We start from the raw sequence: 17,730 nt of genomic DNA, 5'->3' as shown, positions 1-17,730 counted from the left end.
CCGGTCACCTTCCGCCGAACCTCGGTGTGCGTTTCTCGCGGAATGCCGCCAGACCTTCTTTGAAATCGGTTGTCCGACAGGATAACTCCAAGTTGAACAGCTCTTGGGTCATGGCTTGCTGCAGTGTCGCGTGCTGGCCGTAGTTGATTGCCTGCTTGGCCAGCCCGATAGCGACGGTAGGTCCCGACGCCAGCCGGCTCATTAATTCTTCCGCGACGGCTTCGAGCTCGGAGGCGCTGACGCACCGGTGCACTAGGCCCCACTCTGCGGCGTCGCTCGCGCTGACCTTCTCGCCGAGCAGCAGCATCTCTTTGGCCCGGGCCACGCCGATGAGCCGCGGCAGCAGCCACGTCGAACCCGAATCCGGGGAGAACCCGCGCCCGACGAAGGGTTCCCAGAACACCGCGTCGTCGGCGGCGACGGTGAAATCGGCGGCCAGCGCCAGATTGCAGCCAAGGCCGACGGCCCAGCCCCGCACACTGCAGACCACCGGCAGCTGGATTGTTTGGACGAGTTCGATCACGCGGTTGGCGGTGTGCGGAATGCGCCGGACGAGATCGCCTGTGCGCGGGCGCTGTCCGGAGCTGTTGGTCGCCACCCAGTCCGCGCCTGCGCAGAAATCGGTTCCAGCCCCGCGGATGTGGATGGCGCGCAGCGAATCGTCGGCCGCGGCGTCGGTCAGGATAGCGACCAGGGCATCGATCATCGAATGGCTGAGCGCGTTGTGCCTGGACGGGCGATCGAGCGTGAGCCGCAGGACATCGCCGCCCCGCGATGTCGTCACCGAGCCGTCGTCGCTCACCGTTGAATCCGCCTGTCCTTAGCTATACGGTTAGCCATACAGTATTGCTATCCTGTACAAGTTAGCAAGGAAAGGGCGCATGACGGAAGGCATTCCTCGGTACGGCGAGCAACCGCTGGCGCAGACGGTCGCGGCCGCGGGTGCGCTGCGGCGGCTGACCGGGCTACTGCTGTCCTTGGAGCACGAGCATCCGACCGTGGACGCCATGCTTGCGCAGTTCGCGGACTGGGAGCGAGAGTTGGCGCCCGCGGTGCCTCCCGATCCCATGCCCCGCATCGGCGATGGCGGCGAGGAGAAGCGCATCTATCTGGATCATGCCTTCAACGTGGGGGCGTACAACCCGTGTTTCCCCGAGTACGCCTTCGATCATCTCGACGACGAAACCGCTTCTGGGCGTGTCACATTCCCGGTGGTATACGAAGGGCCACCGGGGCTGGTGAACGGAGGCTTCCTGGCCGTATTCTTCGACTGCATCACTCAGCATCAGAGTTGCGCAGCCGCCCGGACCGGCAAGACCCGTTCACTCACGGTGACGTTCCGCCGCCCAACACCGGTCCTCACCGAACTGCGCTTCGACATCGAGCGGCTCGAAGAAGAGGGCCGGGTGACCTCGACGGCGCGACTGCTCCTAGGCGACGAGGTGCTCTGCATCGGTGAGCTCAAGACAGTGGTGAACTCGCCGGACAAGCTGAGCGGCTTCCAGTTCGGTAAGCGGCGGGCCAAGTTCTAGTGGTGGTTCAACGGATTCGTCAGCCCCGCGTGGCAGAGATCGTGGCCTCGCAGTTGCGGGAGGACATCCTGTCCGGGCGCCTCAAGGAAGGCGATGTGCTGCCGTCGCAGGAGAGCTTGTTCTCCGAATTCGGCGTGAGTCCACCGGCGCTGCGTGAGGCGATCCACATCCTGGAAACCGACGGGCTGATCTCGGTTCGACGCGGGAACATGGGTGGGGCAGTGGTTCATCAGCCGTCGGCCGAGCGGACCGCGCACATGATCAGCATGGTGTTGCAGTCGCGTGCCTCGACACCCGCGGACGTCAGCGGCGCGCTGCTGCACCTGGAGCCGATATGTGCAGGCATGTGCGCCGCCCGGGAAGACCGGTCGACCGAGGTGCTGCCGTACCTCGAGGCCGAAATCGATCTGCAAACAGAGCAATTCGACGATCTGTCCCGATACGTGCCTAACGCGAGGCGATTTCATGAAGCGATCGTCTCCCGCTGTGGCAACGAGCCGATGATCCTGCTGATCGGCTCGCTGGAACTGATCTGGTCGGCACACGAGTCGTCGGTGTGGAGCGACGACAACAACCCAGCCGATCCGATGTCCCGCAAGACCATGCGCGCGGCGTTGCGTGATCACCAACGGTTGCTTGCCGCGATCCGTGACGGCGACTCGGCGAGGGCGGTGCGGCTCGCACAGGACCACCTTGCGGTTGCCAGGCGCAACACACTCGCGGTCGGCAGTGACAAAACCATTGAGGCCAAATTGATTTCGAACGGCAACCATCAGGAGCCCGGCAGATGACAGACGATCGCGTGCTCTTCGACGTGGACGCCGAGAAGCGGATCGCAACCATAACGCTGAACAATCCCGCCCAGCGCAACTCGTATGACGCGGCGATGCGCGAGACCGTCGCGCGCCACCTGGACCGAGTCGCCGAAGACGACGACATCACCGTCGTGTTATTGCGAGGCGCGGACGGGGTGTTCAGCACAGGCGCAGACATGAATAATGCGTACGGCTGGTATGGCGATAAGCCACCGGCGAAGGGCCGTCCCAGTCAGCGGCGCCGTCTGACCGTCGACCGCAAGTCGTTCGGCTTCTACCACAACCTGATGGGCTTCCCGAAGGTCACAGTGGGGGAGATCAGCGGATACGCGCTGGGCGGCGGCTTCGAGATCGCGCTGATGACCGACATCTCGGTGATCGGACGCGACACCAAGATCGGTATGCCCGCCACCCGGTTTCTCGGACCGGCACTGGGCAGCTTGCACATGTTCTTCCACCGGCTCGGGCCGGTGCTGGCCCGGCGCCTGTTGTTGACCGGCGACATCATCGAGGCGGGGGCGGTCGAGCACTTGGGCGTCTTCACCGAGACGTGCGATCCCGCCGCTGTGCAGGCCAGGGCGAGATACTGGGCCGAGAAGGCCGCGAAGATGCCTGCCGACGGCGTCGTGATCGCGAAGGAGGCCTTCCGGCTCGTCGAGCAGAGTCAGGCGTATCAGGGCGAGGAAGTCGCCAGCTATCTGTTCCACGCGTTCGGGACGAACCTGCAGTTCGCGCCGGGGGAGTTCAACTTCGTCAAGACGCGGGCGCAACACGGGACCAAGGAGGCGTTCCGGCTGCGTGACGAACACTTCTACGTACCCGAGCCGGAGTGACACCGGTCACGTACTGGCGGCGATACAGTATCTGCTACTTTTGTAAAGTCGTAACGCCGAAAGCCGAGGTCGAAACATGCCAACACCTGTGATCGTCAGTGCCGCCAGGACGGCCATCGGCCGCTCGTTCAAAGGGACGCTGGTCAACACGCCCCCCGAGACGCTGATCACGACAGTGCTGCCGGAGGTGGTCCGCCGCTCCGGCGTCGATCCGAGCGCGTTTGATGACATCATCTTCGCCGAATCGCATTACGGCGGCGGCGATCTCGCGCGCTACGCGGCGGCAGCGACCGGCATGGAGGACATCCCCGGCCAGTCGGTGAACCGGCACTGCGCGGGCAGTCTCACCGCGATCGGCAACGCGGCCGCACAGATCGGCTCCGGCATGGAGCGCGCGCTCATCGCGGGCGGGGTGCAGTCGCTTTCGATGACGCCGCTGATGAACCAGCGCATCCCCGGGCCTGAGCTGAAGTTCGAGGAGCGGTGGATGCCGCCTACGCATCCCGAGACGCCGGATGCTCCGTGCAAGGACATGTCGATCACCGTCGGCTGGAACACGGCGCAGGCCGTCGGCATCACGCGTGAAGAGATGGACGCCTGGGCGGCCCGGTCGCATCAGCGAGCGATCGCGGCCATCGACGCGGGCAAGTTCGTCGACGAGATCATCCCGCTGAAGGTGCAGCAGTTCGACGGTTCGGTGGTCGACTTCAGCGTCGACGAGCACCCGCGGCGCGACACCACCGTCGAGAAGCTGGCGGGGTTGAAGGTCCTGCATCCGGAGATCGAAGGATTCTCGATCACCGCGGGCAACAGCAGCGGCACCAACGACGCTGCGGCCGCTGTTGCACTCGTTGACGCTGACTACGCCGACGCCGAGAAGCTGACCAAGCTGGCGACCGTAAAAGCCTGGGCCGCAGCGGGTGTCGCGCCGCGCGATTGCGGACTGGGTGCCGTGAAGGTGATCGGCAAGGTGCTGCAGCGCGCCGGTCTGAAGCCCTCTGATGTGGCGCTGTGGGAGATCAACGAGGCGTTCGCCTCTGTGCCGATCGCCGCGTGCCGCGAGTACGGGCTCGACGAGGAGCTCGTCAACTTCTCCGGAAGCGGTTGCAGCCTTGGGCATCCCATCGCCGCATCGGGCGCGCGGATGGTCACCACGCTGGTTTACGAGCTGCAGCGGCGTGGCGGCGGTATCGGTGTCGCGGCGATGTGTGCTGGCGGCGGCCAGGGCGGCGCCGTCGTCATCGAGGTCTAGGACAGGCCGAAACCACCAGCGAGTCGCGGATTTCGACCTTTCAGGACCGACTATCGGAATGCCCGGCTCTGGGCGACATTGTCGCGGGGAGCGACAGTGTCGCTCCGAGGTGGGCAGAAACGACATGGTCCCTGGGCTCTCGTGGCGGTTTAACCGGGCCGGAACGGTCGGATCGGCTCAGGGGCCAACTATCGGAATGCCCGGCTCTGGGCGACTTTGTCGCGGGGAGCGACAGTGTCGCTTCGAGGTGGGCAAAACGACGTCCTGCCCAGGGCTCTGCCTACCGGGCGGCAGCGGCCTTGCTCCGCGTGCGGGGCCCGGTCGCCTTCGCGGCCTTGGCCGGCCGCTTGCCGCCTCCGTCGATGAGACGGCTGGCATGGTCGAGGATGCACTCGAGGCCGAACTCGAAGTTCTGGTCGTCGGCCGCGCCGATGTGATGTCCCTTCGCCGTCACCTGCGCCAGCAGGGGTGTGGTTTCGGGATCGATCGTCATCGTCTCTTCGATGTCGCTCGGGCCCTCGTCGGCCGCCCGGTTCTTCTCCCGCAGCCGCTGCAGCACCACGGACCCGCGCACATGCACCGACACCGCGGAGTATGTGTCGAACGCGTCCTCGGGCGATAGCCCCGCCTCGACCAGGCTGGCGATCGCCTTCTCCACCTCTTGTACGCCGAGCTTGGCCGCCCGCGGGGAAAGGGCCGACCGAATGAGGATCAGGTCACACAGAATCGGGTTGCCCATGAAGGCTTTTCGCATCACGCGCGCGTGGTTGCGCAACGTCTCGCGCCAGTCCTTGGCCTCGACGTAGGGGGTCGCGAACACGTACTGCCGCAAGGCGCGATCGGTCATCGCGTTGAGCAGATCGTCCTTTTTGCGGAAGTACCAGTAGATGCTCGTGACACCGACGCCGAGGTGCTTGCCGAGCAGCGGCATGCTCAGGTTGTCGATCCCAACCTCTTCGGCGAGTTCGAAGGCACCCTTGATGATGTCGTCGGGATTGATGGACCCGCGCTCGCGTCGCTGACGCTTCTCAGCGGTTGCCTGCTTGGCCACGAAGGGCACCTCCATCAAGTGTTGGTGGACTCGAATTTACCGGCAGCCACACCTCTGAACTGCGTCTTTGCATGCGTGTCGCGAATCGGCCGTTGCCGTCAACCTTACCGGTAGCCATCGGTGCGACGGCGTCTTCACATTCTCATTCTTCTACTGTAAGACCTATAGTAAGCGTTTCTAGCAAAACGTGCGAAAGGTGAAGGGGCCAAGAGTGTCGGACGAAATTCTCACCGAGCGCCGCGGGCGGGTGCTTGTCATCACCATCAATCGGCCGGACGCGCGCAACGCGGTGAACCTCGCGGTGAGCCAAGGGCTGGCCGACGCCGTCGACGAACTCGACGAGAGCAAGGACCTTTCCGTCGCGGTGATCACCGGTGCCGGCGGCAACTTCTGCGCGGGCATGGATCTGAAGGCCTTCGCCGCCGGGGAGGTCGTCGCCATCCCCGGCCGTGGCATCGGCTTCACCGAACGGCCGCCGCGCAAGCCGCTGATCTCCGCCGTCGAGGGTTACGCACTGGCAGGCGGTACCGAGGTCGTGCTGGCCACCGACCTGGTGGTCGCGTCGCGCAGCGCGAAATTCGGCATCCCCGAGGTCAAGCGTGGCCTGGTGGCCGCAGGCGGTGGACTGCTGCGGCTGCAAAAACGCATCCCCTACCAAAAGGCGCTCGAACTCGCGCTGACCGGTGAGAGCTTCACCGCCGAACAGGGTGAGGCATGGGGTTTCGTCAACGTGCTCACCGAACCGGGAAAGGCGCTGGACGGGGCGATCGAACTCGCCGAGCGCATTACGGCCAACGGGCCGCTGGCAATTGCCACCACCAAGGAGATCATGACCAAGTCCGCGGACTGGAGTGAAGAGGAGATGTGGAAGAAGCAACTCGAACACATCATTCCGATCTTCACGTCCAACGACGCGAAGGAGGGCGCGATCGCGTTCGCCGAAAAGCGCGCTCCCAACTGGACCGGCTCCTAGGAGTAGCACCGTGGATCTCGGGCTCAGGGACGCGACGGCCGTCGTCGTCGGCGGCGGTCGCGGGATGGGCTTCGCGGCGGCACGCTGCCTTGCCGAGGACGGCGCGCGGGTGGCCGTTGTCGGCCGGACGAAGGATGTCATCGAGCGAGCGGCGAAAGAACTGACCGAGCGCGGAAGTCCGGACGCGGTGGGACTGGTCGCCGACACCACTGACGCGGATCAAGTACAGGGTGTCTTCGACGAGCTGAGCGTGCGCTGGGACGGCGAGCTCAATGCGCTGATCAACGCGGTCGGCCCCGGGTCGATAGGCTCATTCGAAGATCTCAGCGACGAGCAATGGCGGGCGGCGTTCGACGACGGCGTGCTGGGGATGGTGCGCTGCGTGCGATCCGCGCTGCCGCTGCTGCGAAAAGCGCAGTGGGCCAGGATCGTCAACTTCTCCGCACACTCAACCCAACGGCAGACCGTCATCCTGCCCGCGTACACGGCCGCAAAGGCTGCACTGACGAGCGTCTCGAAGAACTTGTCGCTGCTGCTGGCGAAGGACGAGATCATGGTCAACGTCGTCTCCCCGGGCAGCATCGCGTCAGAAGCCTTGCGCGGCTGGGCCGAGTCGGTTGGCGTCGACGGCGCCGATCCCTATGCGCTGATGGCCGCCATCGACGAGCACTTCGGGCATCCGGCGCACCTGCCGCGCGCCGGCCAGCCCGAGGAGATCGGGCCCGTCGTCGCGTTTCTCGCCTCGAAGCGCAACTCGTACATGACCGGCGCCAACATCAACGTCGACGGCGGTAGCGACTTCACCTAGGGAGTGAATTATGGCGACTGCCAAGGATGCTCGCGTATGGGCACACGCCGCGCTGCGCGGAATCGGCAACAGCCTCTACACACCGTTCAGCGGTACCGACGGCGACGACATCGACTGGGACGCCTACCGGGCGCTGGTGCGCTATTGCGTCGGCGAGCTTCGCCACCCGATGTTGTGGTGCACCAGCGGCATCGCCGAATTCTGGTCGCTTACCCTCGGCGAGCGAAAGCGCTTGCTGGAGGTCGCGATTGACGAGGGACGCGCGGCCGATCCAGATGTCGTCGTGCAGGCCTGCACGGCAGCCATGTCGGCCAAGGACTGTTTGGAGCTGACGCTGCACGCCCAGCAAGCCGGAGCGGACATCGTCTACATCCAGACGCCGATGATGGAGGCGCACGGAGGCGAAGGTGTGCTGAACTTCTTCCGCTACGTCGCCGAGCGCACCGACATCGCCCTGGGCATGTTCAATTCGCCGTCATCGGGGTACGTGTTGTCTCCCGCTGAAAGCGCACGGATTTACGACGAGATTCCAGCCGTCTGCGCCACCAAGGAAGGAGCCTTCCGGCCTGCCGCCAGCCGGATGCTGCACGAATTCGCACCCGATCTGGTCATCTGGGAATGCGATACGACCGTCTATCGCGCCGGCTGGCTGCGCGCAGGCATCGTCGGTCCAGCTCAGCTGGGCACGGCCGGCTATTTGTACGAAACCCCGCGACAGCCAATCCTTTCCGAGTACTGGCAGCTGGTGTGGAACGACAGGTTGGTGGAGGCGATGGACTTCGCAGAGAAGTCCGGGCTCGACCAGTTCGGGGTCGATATGCGCTCATGGTTCACCTGCTATCCCGGGCGGCCCGACTACTTCACGCACTGGGGCGGCGCCTTCAAGTACGCCGCGTCTGTGCTTGGCCTGCCCATCGGTGACTATCCGCACTCGAGGCCGCCGCAGGCGGTGTTGCCCGAAGAGGGCAGAGCGCAGATCCGTACGGCGTATCAGCGCTTCGGATTGATTGCCGAATAGAGGTGGCGGCGTCTCGGCGCTTTCACGGCTCTGTCGGGTGGTTGATCTGCTCGACGAGGATGTCGGCGTGGCCGGCGTGACGTGCGAAGTCCTCGATCCCGAGCAGGTAGATGAACCGCAGGCTCACGGTGCCGGCGCGGGGATGTTGCACAGTGTGATCGAGGTCGTACTGCGCGGCAATGCTTCGGGATCTGCCACTGGCGCGTTGGAACTCTGCGATCACGTCGCTGAGCGTCTCGTCGTCGGACACCGCGAAACTGCCCTCGCCCCGCCGTGCGTAACCGTCGCACTCGGCTTCGGGCAGTCCAAACAGGTAGTGCTGGAACCAAATCCGTTCAGCGGCGGCGGCGTGTTTGATCAAGCCTATCGGCGTGGTCGCCGAAGCAACGAGACGACGGCGCGCCTCTGCCTCCGAGAGTCCCCGCACGGTCTCGATCAGTGCAGCCCGGTTGTAGTCCAGCATGTTTTCCAGCAGCGCCCGCTCGGGCCCAACGGTGATCCGGGCAGGAGGGTTCATCGATTGTCTCCTTCTAGCGAGTTGTGTTGCGGCCGAAAATGATTGGCCAGATGATGTCGATTCCTGCAGAGCTGCTGCCGGCGCCCGATGCCGCATCTCGTCGCGGCAGAATGTTGAAAAACGACCGTCAGGCGAAAGCCCGACATTCGACTGCGCCCCAGAACGGGAGCGGCAGCGCGAGCTTAACAAAGCGACGGCGTTCTGGACGTGGTCTCGACGCAGGCCCGACCCGCTTCGAGGGCGCGCAACCCGGTGCGGAATGCGCTACCGATAGGTGTACAGTATGGGGATACACCGAGCTCGAAGCCGCTACTGAGGAGGTTCGCCGGGTGAGTGCGGCCAGCGACACCGATCCGGTCCTGTACGAGGTTCGCGATACCGGTGTCGCGGTGTTGACCCTGAATCGGCCTGAGCGGATGAATGGCTGGGGCGGAGGCCTCGCCTCCGCGTTCTACGAACGCCTCGACGAAGCGGAGGCCGACCCGGGCGTGCGGGCCATTGTGGTGACCGGCAGCGGCCGCGCCTTCTGCGCTGGCGCCGATATGGGCAACCTGAACACGATCGGCAACGCCACCATCGACAACGCAGGCGACACCGATGTCACCAAGCTGGTCGGCTCGCACCATCCGCACCACGTGCTGACCATGCGCAAGCCCGTCATCGCCGCGATCAACGGCGCGTGTGCCGGCATGGGGCTGACCATGGCGCTCGTGTGCGATGTCCGCTTCGCCGCCGAGGGCGCCAAGTTCACGACGTCGTTCGCCCGGCGCGGCCTGATCGCCGAGTACGGCATCTCGTGGATCCTTCCGCGCGTCGTCGGCTGGGGCGTGGCCATGGATCTGCTGCTGAGCGGTCGCGTCTTGCTCGCCGACGAGGCGGCGGAACTCGGACTGGTCAACGACGTCGTCGCCCCCGACCAGCTGCTGCCGCGGGCCATCGGCTACGCCGAGGACATCGCGGCCAACTGTGCGCCCAGTTCTCTAGCCGTAATCAAGCAACAGGTGTACGCAGACACCATGCGCGATGTTTTCGAGGCGAGCGCGGTGGCCGAGAAGCTGATGCACGAGTCGATGCTTCGACCCGACTTCATCGAGGGCATCACGAGCTTCTTCGAGAAGCGCCCACCCAACTTCCCGCCGCTCAAGGAGGAGACATGACACTGGACTACCGGGCCATCGATGTCGACAACCACTACTACGAGACGGTGGATTCCTGTACGCGGCACCTGCCCAAGGAGTTCAAGCGCCGCGGCGTGCAGATGGTTCAGGACGGCAAGCGCACCTTGGCGGTGATGGCCGAGAAGGTCAATCACTTCATCCCGAATCCGACCTTCGATCCGATCATTGAACCGGGTTGCCTCGACCTGTTGTTTCGCGGCGAGATCCCCGAAGGCGTCGATCCCGCGTCGCTGATGAAGGTCGACCGGCTGGCCGAACATCCCGAATACCAGAACCGCGATGCCCGGGTGAAGATCCTGGACAAGCAGAACCTCGAAACCGTGTTCATGCTTCCGACATTCGCGTGCGGCGTCGAAGAAGCTCTCAAGCACGACATCGAGGCGACGATGGCCACGGTGCACGCGTTCAACCTCTGGCTCGACGAGGACTGGGGTTTCGACCGTCCGGATCGCCGGATCATCGCCGCACCGATCATCTCGCTGGCAGATCCGGAAAAGGCCGTTGCGGAAGTCGAGTTCGTGATCGGCCGTGGCGCCAAGATGGTGCTGGTGCGGCCGGCACCTGTGCCCGGCGTGGTCAAGCCGCGGTCGTTGGGTGATCCACTGCACGACCCGGTCTGGGCACGGCTGGCGGAAGCAGGGATTCCGGTGGGATTCCATCTTTCCGACAGCGGCTATCTGGCGATCGCGGCGCTGTGGGGCGGAAAGTCAACTTTCGAGGGGTTCGGCAAGAAGGATCCGCTCGACCAGGTGCTGCTCGACGACCGCGCCATCCACGACACGATGGCCTCGATGATCGTGCACCAGGTGTTCACTCGGCACCCGACGCTGAAGGTGGCCAGCATCGAGAACGGGTCCTACTTCGTCTACCGCTTGATCAAGCGGCTGAAGAAGGCGGCGAACACCGCGCCCTACCACTTCAAGGAGGACCCCGTCGAGCAGCTGCGCAACAACGTCTGGATCGCACCGTATTACGAGGACGACGTGAAGCTGCTCGCTGAAACCATCGGCGTCGACAAGATCCTGTTCGGCTCGGACTGGCCACACGGCGAGGGGTTGGCGGATCCGATGTCGTTCACCGCCGACATCCCGCAGTTCCCCGAGTTCAGCGCCGAGGACACCCGGAAAGTCATGCGGGACAACGCATTGGACCTACTCGGCGCCAAGGTTTCGGCATAGCCCTCCGATGAGCGAGTGGACCATCGGCGCGGTTCTGGACGCCATAGCGGAGACGGTTCCCGACCGCCTGATGACGGTCTGCGGCGCGCGGCGCAGCACGTTCGGCGAATCGGCCGACCGGACCCGCAGGCTGGCGAACTTCCTGGCAGATAACGGGTTCGGCGCCCACCGTGAGCGCGCCGAGCTCGAGAACTGGGAATGCGGGCAGGATCGCGTCGCACTGATCATGCACAACGACCTCTATCCCGACATGGTGATCGGTTGTCTGAAGGCGCGCACCGTTCCGGCGAACGTCAACTACAACTACACGCCGCGCGAGGTCGCCGAGCTGTTGGAGTACCTGCGACCGCGGGCAGTCATCTACCACCGGTCGTTGGGGCCGAAGTTCGCCGACGTGTTGCCGCCCGCCTCGGCCGACCTCCTGATTTCGGTGGACGACGGTAGCGACGTTGCGGAGCTGTCCGGCGCCATCACACTGGAAGACGCCCTGGCGCAAGGGGATACCGACCATCCGATCACCCCGTCTCCCGATGATCTGCTCATGGTGTGCACCGGCGGCACCACCGGGCGACCCAAGGGGGTGATGTGGCGGCAGAGCGACAGCTACGTCGTGTCCATGAACGGCGCCGATCACGAGTCCGCGGGCGACATACACGACAAGGTGCGCCACGGCGGACAGCCATGGTTCGCCGTGTCCCCGTTGATGCATGCGGCCGGCATGTGGACGGCGTTCGCCGCTCTTCTCAACGGCCTGCCTGTCGTCCTGTACGACAAGGCGAAATTCGATCCTCCAGCCGTGCTCGCGACCGCTGAGCGCGAAAAGGTGGGAATGATGACGATGGTCGGTGACGCGTATGCCGGGCCGTTGGTGGACGAGTTGCGGCGCGGTTCCTACGACCTGTCATCGATGTTCGCGATCGGCACCGGGGGAGCGGCGACGAACCCGAAATACCAGCGGGCGCTGCTGGAATTGCTCCCGCAGATCACCCTGATCAATGGCTACGGCTCGTCGGAGACCGGCAACGTCGGGTTCGGGCGCAGTCAGCGCGGCGACGAGAAGGACACGTTCGAATTGCGCGAGGGTGCACTGGTGGTGTCGGAAGACTACAGCCGATTCCTGCAGCCCGGCGAGGACGAGATCGGTTATGTGGCACGCGCAGGCAGGATTCCGCTCGGCTACTTCGACGATGCCGCCGCCACGCAGAAAACTTTCCCGGTCGTCGAGGGCCAGCGTGTGGTGATCTCCGGGGACCGAGGCTCGCTTGCCGCCGACGGCACCATGCGGCTATTCGGTCGCGACTCTCTGGTGATCAATACCGGCGGGGAGAAGGTGTTCGTCGAGGAGGTCGAAGAGGTGCTGCGTGCGCACCCGGGCGTCGCCGATGCGCTGGTGGTCGGCCGGCCGAGTGAACGGTGGGGTCAGGAGGTTGTCGCTCTGGTGGCGCTACGTGACGAGCTGGATCGCGTAGCGTTGCAGGAACTCTGCGCATCGCAGCTGGCCCGGTTCAAGGCGCCCAAGGAGATCATCTTCGTCGAGCAGGTGCGCCGCCTCGGCAACGGAAAAGCGGACTATCGGTGGGCGAAAGGCGTTGCGACACAGAAGGCTTCGGTATGACAACCAAAGTGATAGACGGACTGGTCAACGTGCACTTCGGCGAGACCGAGAAGCAACCCACCTGGATGCTCAAGGTGCGCGACGACTACTTCAAGGGACCGGAGTCGATGTTCGCGCCGGTCGACCTGGCCGAGTTGCTGGACGAGATGGACGAGCAGGGCGTCGCGAAAGCGATTCTGATGGACAGTGTCGCCAAGCCGTCGGTGACCGCGCGCAAGTTCGTCGAGGCGAAGCCGGACCGGTTCGCGCTGGCGATCGGCGGGGTCAATCTGCTGCGGCCGATACCGGCACTGAGGGAGCTCGCCGCCGTCGCCTCGGATCTGCCGGTGGCGTATACCGTTGTGGGGCCGAGCTTCTGGGGTGACGGCCAATATCCACCCAGCGACGCCGTGTACTACCCGCTCTACACCAAGTGCGCGGAGCTCGAACTGCCGCTGTGCATCAACACCGGCATCCCGGGGCCGCCGATACCGGGTGAAGTCCAGAATCCGATTCATCTCGATCGGGTGTGCGTGCGCTTCCCCGAACTGAAGCTTTGCATGATCCACGGGGCCGACCCGTGGTGGGACGTCGCCATCCGGCTGATGATCAAGTACCAGAACCTGCGTCTCATGACGTCGGCGTGGTCACCAAAACGGCTGCCCGACAGCCTCTTGCATTACATGCGGACTCGGGGATCGAACAAGGTGATGTACGCCTCGGACTGGCCGGTGCTCAAAATGCGCCGTGTCGTGCCCGAGGCGCTGGCGCTCGAATTGCCTGCCGACGTACTCGACAACTACCTCTTCAACAACGCAAACGAATTCTTCTTCGGCGCCAAACAGGAGAACTGATGGATCGTTACGAATTGCGCAGAATCGACTACAGCCTCACCGAGGACCACCAAGCCCTGCAGGCTGCGTACAAGGACTTCTTCAAGAGCCACTGTTCGATCGAAACGGTGCGGGCCGCAGAGGAGTCTGGGTTCGACAAAAGCCTGTGGGAACGCCTGTGCGCCATGGGGGCGACGACGATGGCGCTGCCGGAATCCGTCGGCGGAGACGGGGCGACACTCGTCGACCTGACCCTGGTGGCAGAAGAAGTTGGGCGCTCGCTAGCGCCTGTGCCGTGGATCGACCACGTCTGCGCGGCCCGGCTGCTCGCGCGTCTGGGTGCCCTGGAGCCCGACGTCGTCAACGGCAAGCAGCTGGCCGCATTCGACCCGCAGCACGACAACGTGACCGGTGTACGGCTGATCCCGACCGGCTCGATCGCCGACCAGATCGTCGTACGCGACGGCCAAGACATCGTGCGGCTGACGTTCGGCACCCGTCCCGCCAAGGTCGACAACATCGGCCGACTGCCCACGGCATGGGTCGACCAAGCAGCCGCCGACAGCCGCACAGTGCTGGCCAGTGGCGCCGAGGCGCTGGCGGAATACCAACGCGCGCTGGACGAATGGCGGGTGCTCACCGCTGCGGCGCTGGTGGGTCTGGTCGAGGAGACGCTCACGATCGCCGCGGAATTCGCGAAGAACAGATACACGCTCGGCGTGCCGATCTCGACGCTGCAGGGCATCTCGCATCCGCTGGCCAACATTGCGATCACCGTGCAGGGCGGCCGTAATCTCGCCCGTCGCGCAGCGTGGTTCCTGGACAACGAGCCCGACGAGCGACCGGAGCTCGCGCCGTCGGCATTCGTGTTCATGGCCGAGGAAGCTTCCAAGGCCGCGACGATGTGTGTGCATGTGCAGGGCGGACTCGGGGTTTCGGCTGAGGCGGCGGCATCGGCCTATCTTCTTCGCGCGCGTGGCTGGGCCTTGGCAGGGGGCGATCCCGGAGCGAGTGCGAAGTACATCGCGGAGCTCGTCGCGGCCCGCGAAAGCGGTTCAGGAAAGGGCGAATAAGTGGATTTCTCACGGGTTGAGCTGGCCGAGGACGATCAGGCGTTCGTCCAGGAGGCGCGTGACTTCCTGCGCACCCATGTGACCGACGACGTCATCCGCCGCGACCGTGAGACCGGCGACAACTTCGATGAAGGCGTGCACCTCGCGCTGGGAGCCGCCGGGTATCTGGCGAAAGAATGGAAATCTGAAGCCGAGGGCGGCTTCGACCGTGTTCGCCGGCGGATCTGGGAACTGGAGAAGCGCCGGGCACACGTGCCGTGGGTAACCTCCGGCACCACTGCGATGATCGCGCGGTCGGTGGAGAAGTTCGGCTCACCCGAGCTGAAGGCCGAGGTGATGCCAGGCGTGTTCAGCGGGCACATTCGGTTGTGCCTTGGTTACACCGAGCCCGAAGGTGGTTCCGACGTCGCGACCTGCAAGACCCGCGCGGTACGGGATGGGTCGAGCTGGCTCATCAATGGTTCGAAGATGTTCACCACCGGCGCGCACAACTGCCAGTATGTCTTCTTGATCACCAACACCGATCCCGAAGCTCCAAAACACAAGAGCCTCACCATGTTTCTGGTGCCGCTGGATTCACCAGGCATCGAGATCCAGGGCATCCGCACCGTCGACGGCGACCGCACCAACATCGTCTATTACAGCGATGTCCGCGTCGACGACAAGTACCGGCTTGGCGACGTGAACAACGGCTGGACCGTGGTGCGAGAACCGCTGAACGTCGAGCACGGCGCCGTCGATGTCGCCCCGGACGGGCTGCAGGACGTGTCGATCATGATGCATCAGGCCGGGTTCATGGCCGACGCTGTCGACAAGGCCGCGGCGAAGGTAGCCCAGCCGGATCCCAATGGACGCAGGCTAATTGACGACGGCGCGGTGGCGTATCGGCTCGGCCGCAGTGTCGCCAGGATGGAGGCCGCGCTGAGCGCCACGACAATCTTCGGGCGAGTGGCGTTGGCACAGACGATGCGGGATATCTCGCCGGACCTGATGGACCTCCTCGGCACGGCAGCGTCGCTGCCGGTCGGCACGGACGGCGCGGCCGACGACGGCGCCGCGGAATACGTCTACCGATTTGCCCCATTGGTGGGCATCTACGGCGGCACGCTCGAGGTGTTCCGCAACATGATCGCCCAGTACGTGCTGGGGCTTGGCAAGCCGGCGTACGCGCCCCCAGCGCAGAAGAAGGCCTCCTAGCGCTCGACGCAAGAAGGTCACCGCGGCCGCCGGACTGGCTACCATGTCGTCCATGGGTGACACCTGGCTGTCCGAAACCCGCTCCTCATACGACACCGACGCCACCGGATACGCCGAGAAGGTACGTGGGTTGCTTGGCGAGAAGCCTTATCTGCGGCTGAGTTTGGCGATGTTCGCTGAGTTGGTGCGCGACGTCGGAGGTGGACCAGTCGCCGATGTCGGCTGCGGGCCGGGGTACGTCACTCGCTACCTCCATGATGCCGGAGTGGATGCTTTCGGCATTGACCTGTCACCCGAGATGATCGCGATCGCGCGGCGGGACTATCCCGACCTGCGCTTCGAGGTCGGGACGATGACCGACCTCGCCTTGGCGGACAACTCCGTTGCGGGCGTACTCGCGTTCTGGTCGGTGATCCACGTGCCCGACGACGCCGTGCCCGGTGTTTTCGAGCAGTTCTGCCGAGTGTTGCGGCCAGGGTGTCCGCTGCTGGTCGGATTTCATGTCGGCGACGAAACACAACACACGTCAGAGGGTTACACGGGTCGCTCGATCAATGTCGACAGTTACCACCGGCCGCCGAGCAGGGTCGCGGGATGGCTTCGTGACGCGGGCTTCACGATCGAGGCCGAACTGGTTCTGAGGCCAGACGACGACGTCCCAGGAGCCGTCATCTTTGCGCGCAGCCCCAGCTGACCATGCCTAGTGGCGGGATGAATTGGGTCATAGCGACACGACGGTCGCCGCTGCGGTGCCTGGTGCACCGTAAAGCTGCGCGAAGCCGACCTTCGGCTCGCCGGGCACCTGGCGATCGCCCGCCTCGCCGCGCAGCTGGCGCACCAGCTCATGGATCTGGCGCAGACCCGACGCGCCGATCGGCTCACCGTTGGCGATCAGCCCGCCGTCGGTGTTGACCGGCATGGCGCCGTGGATTTCGGTTGCCCCGTCGGCCAGCAGCTTCTCCTGCTCGCCGTCGGCGCAGAAGCCACATTCGGCCATGTGGATGATCTCGGCCCCTGCGTCGGTGTCCTGTAGCTGGATCACGTCAACGTCCTCCGGTGCGACACCGGCCTTTTCGAACGCCGCCCTGGCGGCATACACCGTCGGCGCCACGTCTTCGGTGACAGGAGCGAACGTCGTATTGACCTCATAGGCGCCGTAGCGTCGGGTGCGCACCTCGACGGCCCTCAGATACACCGGCTTGGAGGTGTAGCGGTGCGCGACGTCGGCGCGGCACATGACGACTGCGGCGGCGCCTTCATCGGGCGCGCAGAACATGTACTGCGTCAGCGGGTAGTTCAGCATCGTCGAGCTGAGGATCTCGTCCTCGCTGATGGGCTTGCGCCGGAACGCATTCGGGTTCAGCGCCCCGTTGCGGAAGTTCTTCGCCGCGACCTTGGCGAGGGTCTCCTGTGAGATGCCGTGGTCGTGCAGGTAGCGGTTCGCCTTCATGCCGAAGAACTGGGTGGTCAAGTATTGGCCGTTCTCGGCGTACCAGCTCGGCATGCCGACGAGTGCGGGATCCTCGGTGAAGGCGCCGCGAGGGTGCTTGTCGAGGCCGATCGCGATGCCGATGTCGTAGTCGCCCAACCGGATTCCGTCGGCGCATGCCTTCGCGGCGCTGGCCGCGGTAGCGCATGCGTTGAAGACGTTCGTGAACGGGATGCCGGTCAGGCCAACCATTCCGACGATCGCGTCGGGGTTGGCCACCGTCCAGCTGCCGCCGGTGGCGAACTGCACATCACTCCACTGCACACCAGCGTCGGCAACCGCTGCGAAGATCGCGTCGACACCCATCTCCATTGCGGATTTGCCTTCGAAGCGCCCGAACGGGTGCAGGCCAACTCCGATGATGGCTACGTCGTTCATTGGGCGGATCC

Annotated in this window: 18 protein-coding genes; 14 read left to right on the top strand and 4 right to left on the bottom strand. The window is 64.8% G+C overall.

What is annotated here, in order from left to right:
- Window positions 1–4: 4 nt before the first annotated feature.
- Window positions 5–802 carry an enoyl-CoA hydratase-related protein gene (locus GGC64_RS05485; RefSeq protein WP_192721412.1) on the bottom strand — a complete coding sequence of 266 codons (798 nt, stop codon included), beginning with the start codon at window positions 800–802 and terminating at the stop codon, window positions 5–7.
- Window positions 803–881: 79 nt separating this feature from the next.
- On the opposite strand from GGC64_RS05485, the gene GGC64_RS05480 reads away from it, so the two are divergent.
- From GGC64_RS05480 to GGC64_RS05465, 4 genes are all read left to right on the top strand, one after another.
- Window positions 882–1,532, top strand: coding sequence for a hypothetical protein (locus GGC64_RS05480; protein ID WP_192721411.1), 651 nt, complete (start codon window positions 882–884; stop codon window positions 1,530–1,532).
- Window positions 1,532–2,323, top strand: coding sequence for a GntR family transcriptional regulator (locus tag GGC64_RS05475; protein WP_192721410.1), 792 nt, complete (start codon window positions 1,532–1,534; stop codon window positions 2,321–2,323). Before GGC64_RS05480 ends, GGC64_RS05475 begins: the two co-directional genes overlap by 1 nt.
- Window positions 2,320–3,180 (top strand): enoyl-CoA hydratase/isomerase family protein, encoded by an 861-nt coding sequence (locus tag GGC64_RS05470; RefSeq protein WP_192721409.1) that lies wholly within the window; start codon window positions 2,320–2,322, stop codon window positions 3,178–3,180. Before GGC64_RS05475 ends, GGC64_RS05470 begins: the two co-directional genes overlap by 4 nt.
- Window positions 3,181–3,256: 76 nt before the next feature.
- On the top strand, window positions 3,257–4,432 hold the full coding sequence (locus tag GGC64_RS05465) for a thiolase family protein (RefSeq protein ID WP_192721408.1): 1,176 nt from the start codon (window positions 3,257–3,259) through the stop codon (window positions 4,430–4,432).
- A 280-nt stretch (window positions 4,433–4,712) separates the two neighbouring features.
- Here GGC64_RS05465 and GGC64_RS05460 read toward each other — a convergent pair whose 3' ends face one another.
- Complete coding sequence (locus GGC64_RS05460; RefSeq protein WP_192721407.1) at window positions 4,713–5,483, bottom strand: TetR/AcrR family transcriptional regulator C-terminal domain-containing protein; 771 nt, start codon at window positions 5,481–5,483, stop codon at window positions 4,713–4,715.
- Window positions 5,484–5,694: 211 nt separating this feature from the next.
- Here GGC64_RS05460 and GGC64_RS05455 point away from each other — a divergent pair, with 211 nt between their 5' ends.
- The 3 genes from GGC64_RS05455 to GGC64_RS05445 are packed head-to-tail and all read left to right on the top strand — an operon-like array spanning window position 5,695 to window position 8,282.
- Window positions 5,695–6,456, top strand: a complete 762-nt coding sequence (locus GGC64_RS05455; RefSeq protein WP_192721406.1) for a crotonase/enoyl-CoA hydratase family protein — start codon at window positions 5,695–5,697, stop codon at window positions 6,454–6,456.
- A gap of 10 nt (window positions 6,457–6,466) precedes the next feature.
- Complete coding sequence (locus GGC64_RS05450; protein ID WP_192721405.1) at window positions 6,467–7,264, top strand: SDR family oxidoreductase; 798 nt, start codon at window positions 6,467–6,469, stop codon at window positions 7,262–7,264.
- Window positions 7,265–7,274: 10 nt separating this feature from the next.
- The gene (locus GGC64_RS05445; protein ID WP_192721404.1) at window positions 7,275–8,282 is read left to right on the top strand and encodes a dihydrodipicolinate synthase family protein; all 1,008 of its coding nucleotides are present in this window, start codon (window positions 7,275–7,277) and stop codon (window positions 8,280–8,282) included.
- A gap of 22 nt (window positions 8,283–8,304) precedes the next feature.
- Here the strand turns inward: GGC64_RS05445 and GGC64_RS05440 are convergent, their stop codons facing one another.
- Window positions 8,305–8,799 carry a DinB family protein gene (locus GGC64_RS05440; RefSeq protein WP_192721403.1) on the bottom strand — a complete coding sequence of 165 codons (495 nt, stop codon included), beginning with the start codon at window positions 8,797–8,799 and terminating at the stop codon, window positions 8,305–8,307.
- Window positions 8,800–9,128: 329 nt separating this feature from the next.
- On the opposite strand from GGC64_RS05440, the gene GGC64_RS05435 reads away from it, so the two are divergent.
- Genes GGC64_RS05435 through GGC64_RS05405 form a run of 7 tightly spaced genes read left to right on the top strand, consistent with a single transcriptional unit; the run spans window position 9,129 to window position 16,546 of the window.
- Window positions 9,129–9,956, top strand: coding sequence for an enoyl-CoA hydratase (locus GGC64_RS05435; protein WP_192721402.1), 828 nt, complete (start codon window positions 9,129–9,131; stop codon window positions 9,954–9,956).
- Window positions 9,953–11,155, top strand: a complete 1,203-nt coding sequence (locus GGC64_RS05430; protein ID WP_192721401.1) for an amidohydrolase family protein — start codon at window positions 9,953–9,955, stop codon at window positions 11,153–11,155. Before GGC64_RS05435 ends, GGC64_RS05430 begins: the two co-directional genes overlap by 4 nt.
- A gap of 7 nt (window positions 11,156–11,162) precedes the next feature.
- On the top strand, window positions 11,163–12,770 hold the full coding sequence (locus GGC64_RS05425; RefSeq protein ID WP_192721400.1) for an acyl-CoA synthetase: 1,608 nt from the start codon (window positions 11,163–11,165) through the stop codon (window positions 12,768–12,770).
- Window positions 12,767–13,603, top strand: a complete 837-nt coding sequence (locus tag GGC64_RS05420; RefSeq protein ID WP_192721399.1) for an amidohydrolase family protein — start codon at window positions 12,767–12,769, stop codon at window positions 13,601–13,603. Before GGC64_RS05425 ends, GGC64_RS05420 begins: the two co-directional genes overlap by 4 nt.
- Window positions 13,603–14,655 (top strand): acyl-CoA dehydrogenase family protein, encoded by a 1,053-nt coding sequence (locus GGC64_RS05415; protein WP_192721398.1) that lies wholly within the window; start codon window positions 13,603–13,605, stop codon window positions 14,653–14,655. The genes GGC64_RS05420 and GGC64_RS05415 overlap by 1 nt, the downstream gene beginning before the upstream one ends.
- Entirely contained in the window at window positions 14,656–15,852 is a 1,197-nt protein-coding gene (locus GGC64_RS05410) for an acyl-CoA dehydrogenase family protein (protein WP_192721397.1), read from the top strand. It abuts the gene before it with no gap.
- Window positions 15,853–15,904: 52 nt separating this feature from the next.
- Window positions 15,905–16,546: a class I SAM-dependent methyltransferase gene (locus tag GGC64_RS05405; RefSeq protein ID WP_225951174.1), complete on the top strand. Its 642-nt coding sequence runs from the start codon at window positions 15,905–15,907 to the stop codon at window positions 16,544–16,546.
- Between the two features lie 27 nt (window positions 16,547–16,573).
- Here GGC64_RS05405 and GGC64_RS05400 read toward each other — a convergent pair whose 3' ends face one another.
- A complete protein-coding gene (locus GGC64_RS05400; RefSeq protein WP_192721395.1) occupies window positions 16,574–17,719 on the bottom strand; it encodes a thiolase family protein in 1,146 nt (381 codons plus the stop codon).
- Between the last annotated feature and the right edge of the window lie 11 nt (window positions 17,720–17,730).

The organism is Mycobacterium sp. OAS707, assembly GCF_014873705.1.
Lineage (GTDB): Bacteria > Actinomycetota > Actinomycetes > Mycobacteriales > Mycobacteriaceae > Mycobacterium.
The sequence above is the reverse complement of the archived record's forward strand: the minus strand, read 5'-3'. Positions and strand labels throughout refer to the sequence as shown.

Bases quoted from the DNA above. Each gene is read 5' to 3' on its own strand.
- GGC64_RS05480 (WP_192721411.1), top strand. From the start codon at position 882: ATGACGGAAGGCATTCCTCGGTACGGCGAGCAACCGCTGGCGCAGACG.
- GGC64_RS05470 (WP_192721409.1), top strand. From the start codon at position 2,320: ATGACAGACGATCGCGTGCTCTTCGACGTGGACGCCGAGAAGCGGATC.
- GGC64_RS05465 (WP_192721408.1), top strand. From the start codon at position 3,257: ATGCCAACACCTGTGATCGTCAGTGCCGCCAGGACGGCCATCGGCCGC.
- GGC64_RS05445 (WP_192721404.1), top strand. From the start codon at position 7,275: ATGGCGACTGCCAAGGATGCTCGCGTATGGGCACACGCCGCGCTGCGC.
- GGC64_RS05440 (WP_192721403.1), bottom strand. From the start codon at position 8,799: ATGAACCCTCCTGCCCGGATCACCGTTGGGCCCGAGCGGGCGCTGCTG.
- GGC64_RS05430 (WP_192721401.1), top strand. From the start codon at position 9,953: ATGACACTGGACTACCGGGCCATCGATGTCGACAACCACTACTACGAG.
- GGC64_RS05425 (WP_192721400.1), top strand. From the start codon at position 11,163: ATGAGCGAGTGGACCATCGGCGCGGTTCTGGACGCCATAGCGGAGACG.
- GGC64_RS05420 (WP_192721399.1), top strand. From the start codon at position 12,767: ATGACAACCAAAGTGATAGACGGACTGGTCAACGTGCACTTCGGCGAG.
- GGC64_RS05415 (WP_192721398.1), top strand. From the start codon at position 13,603: ATGGATCGTTACGAATTGCGCAGAATCGACTACAGCCTCACCGAGGAC.
- GGC64_RS05405 (WP_225951174.1), top strand. From the start codon at position 15,905: ATGGGTGACACCTGGCTGTCCGAAACCCGCTCCTCATACGACACCGAC.
- GGC64_RS05400 (WP_192721395.1), bottom strand. From the start codon at position 17,719: ATGAACGACGTAGCCATCATCGGAGTTGGCCTGCACCCGTTCGGGCGC.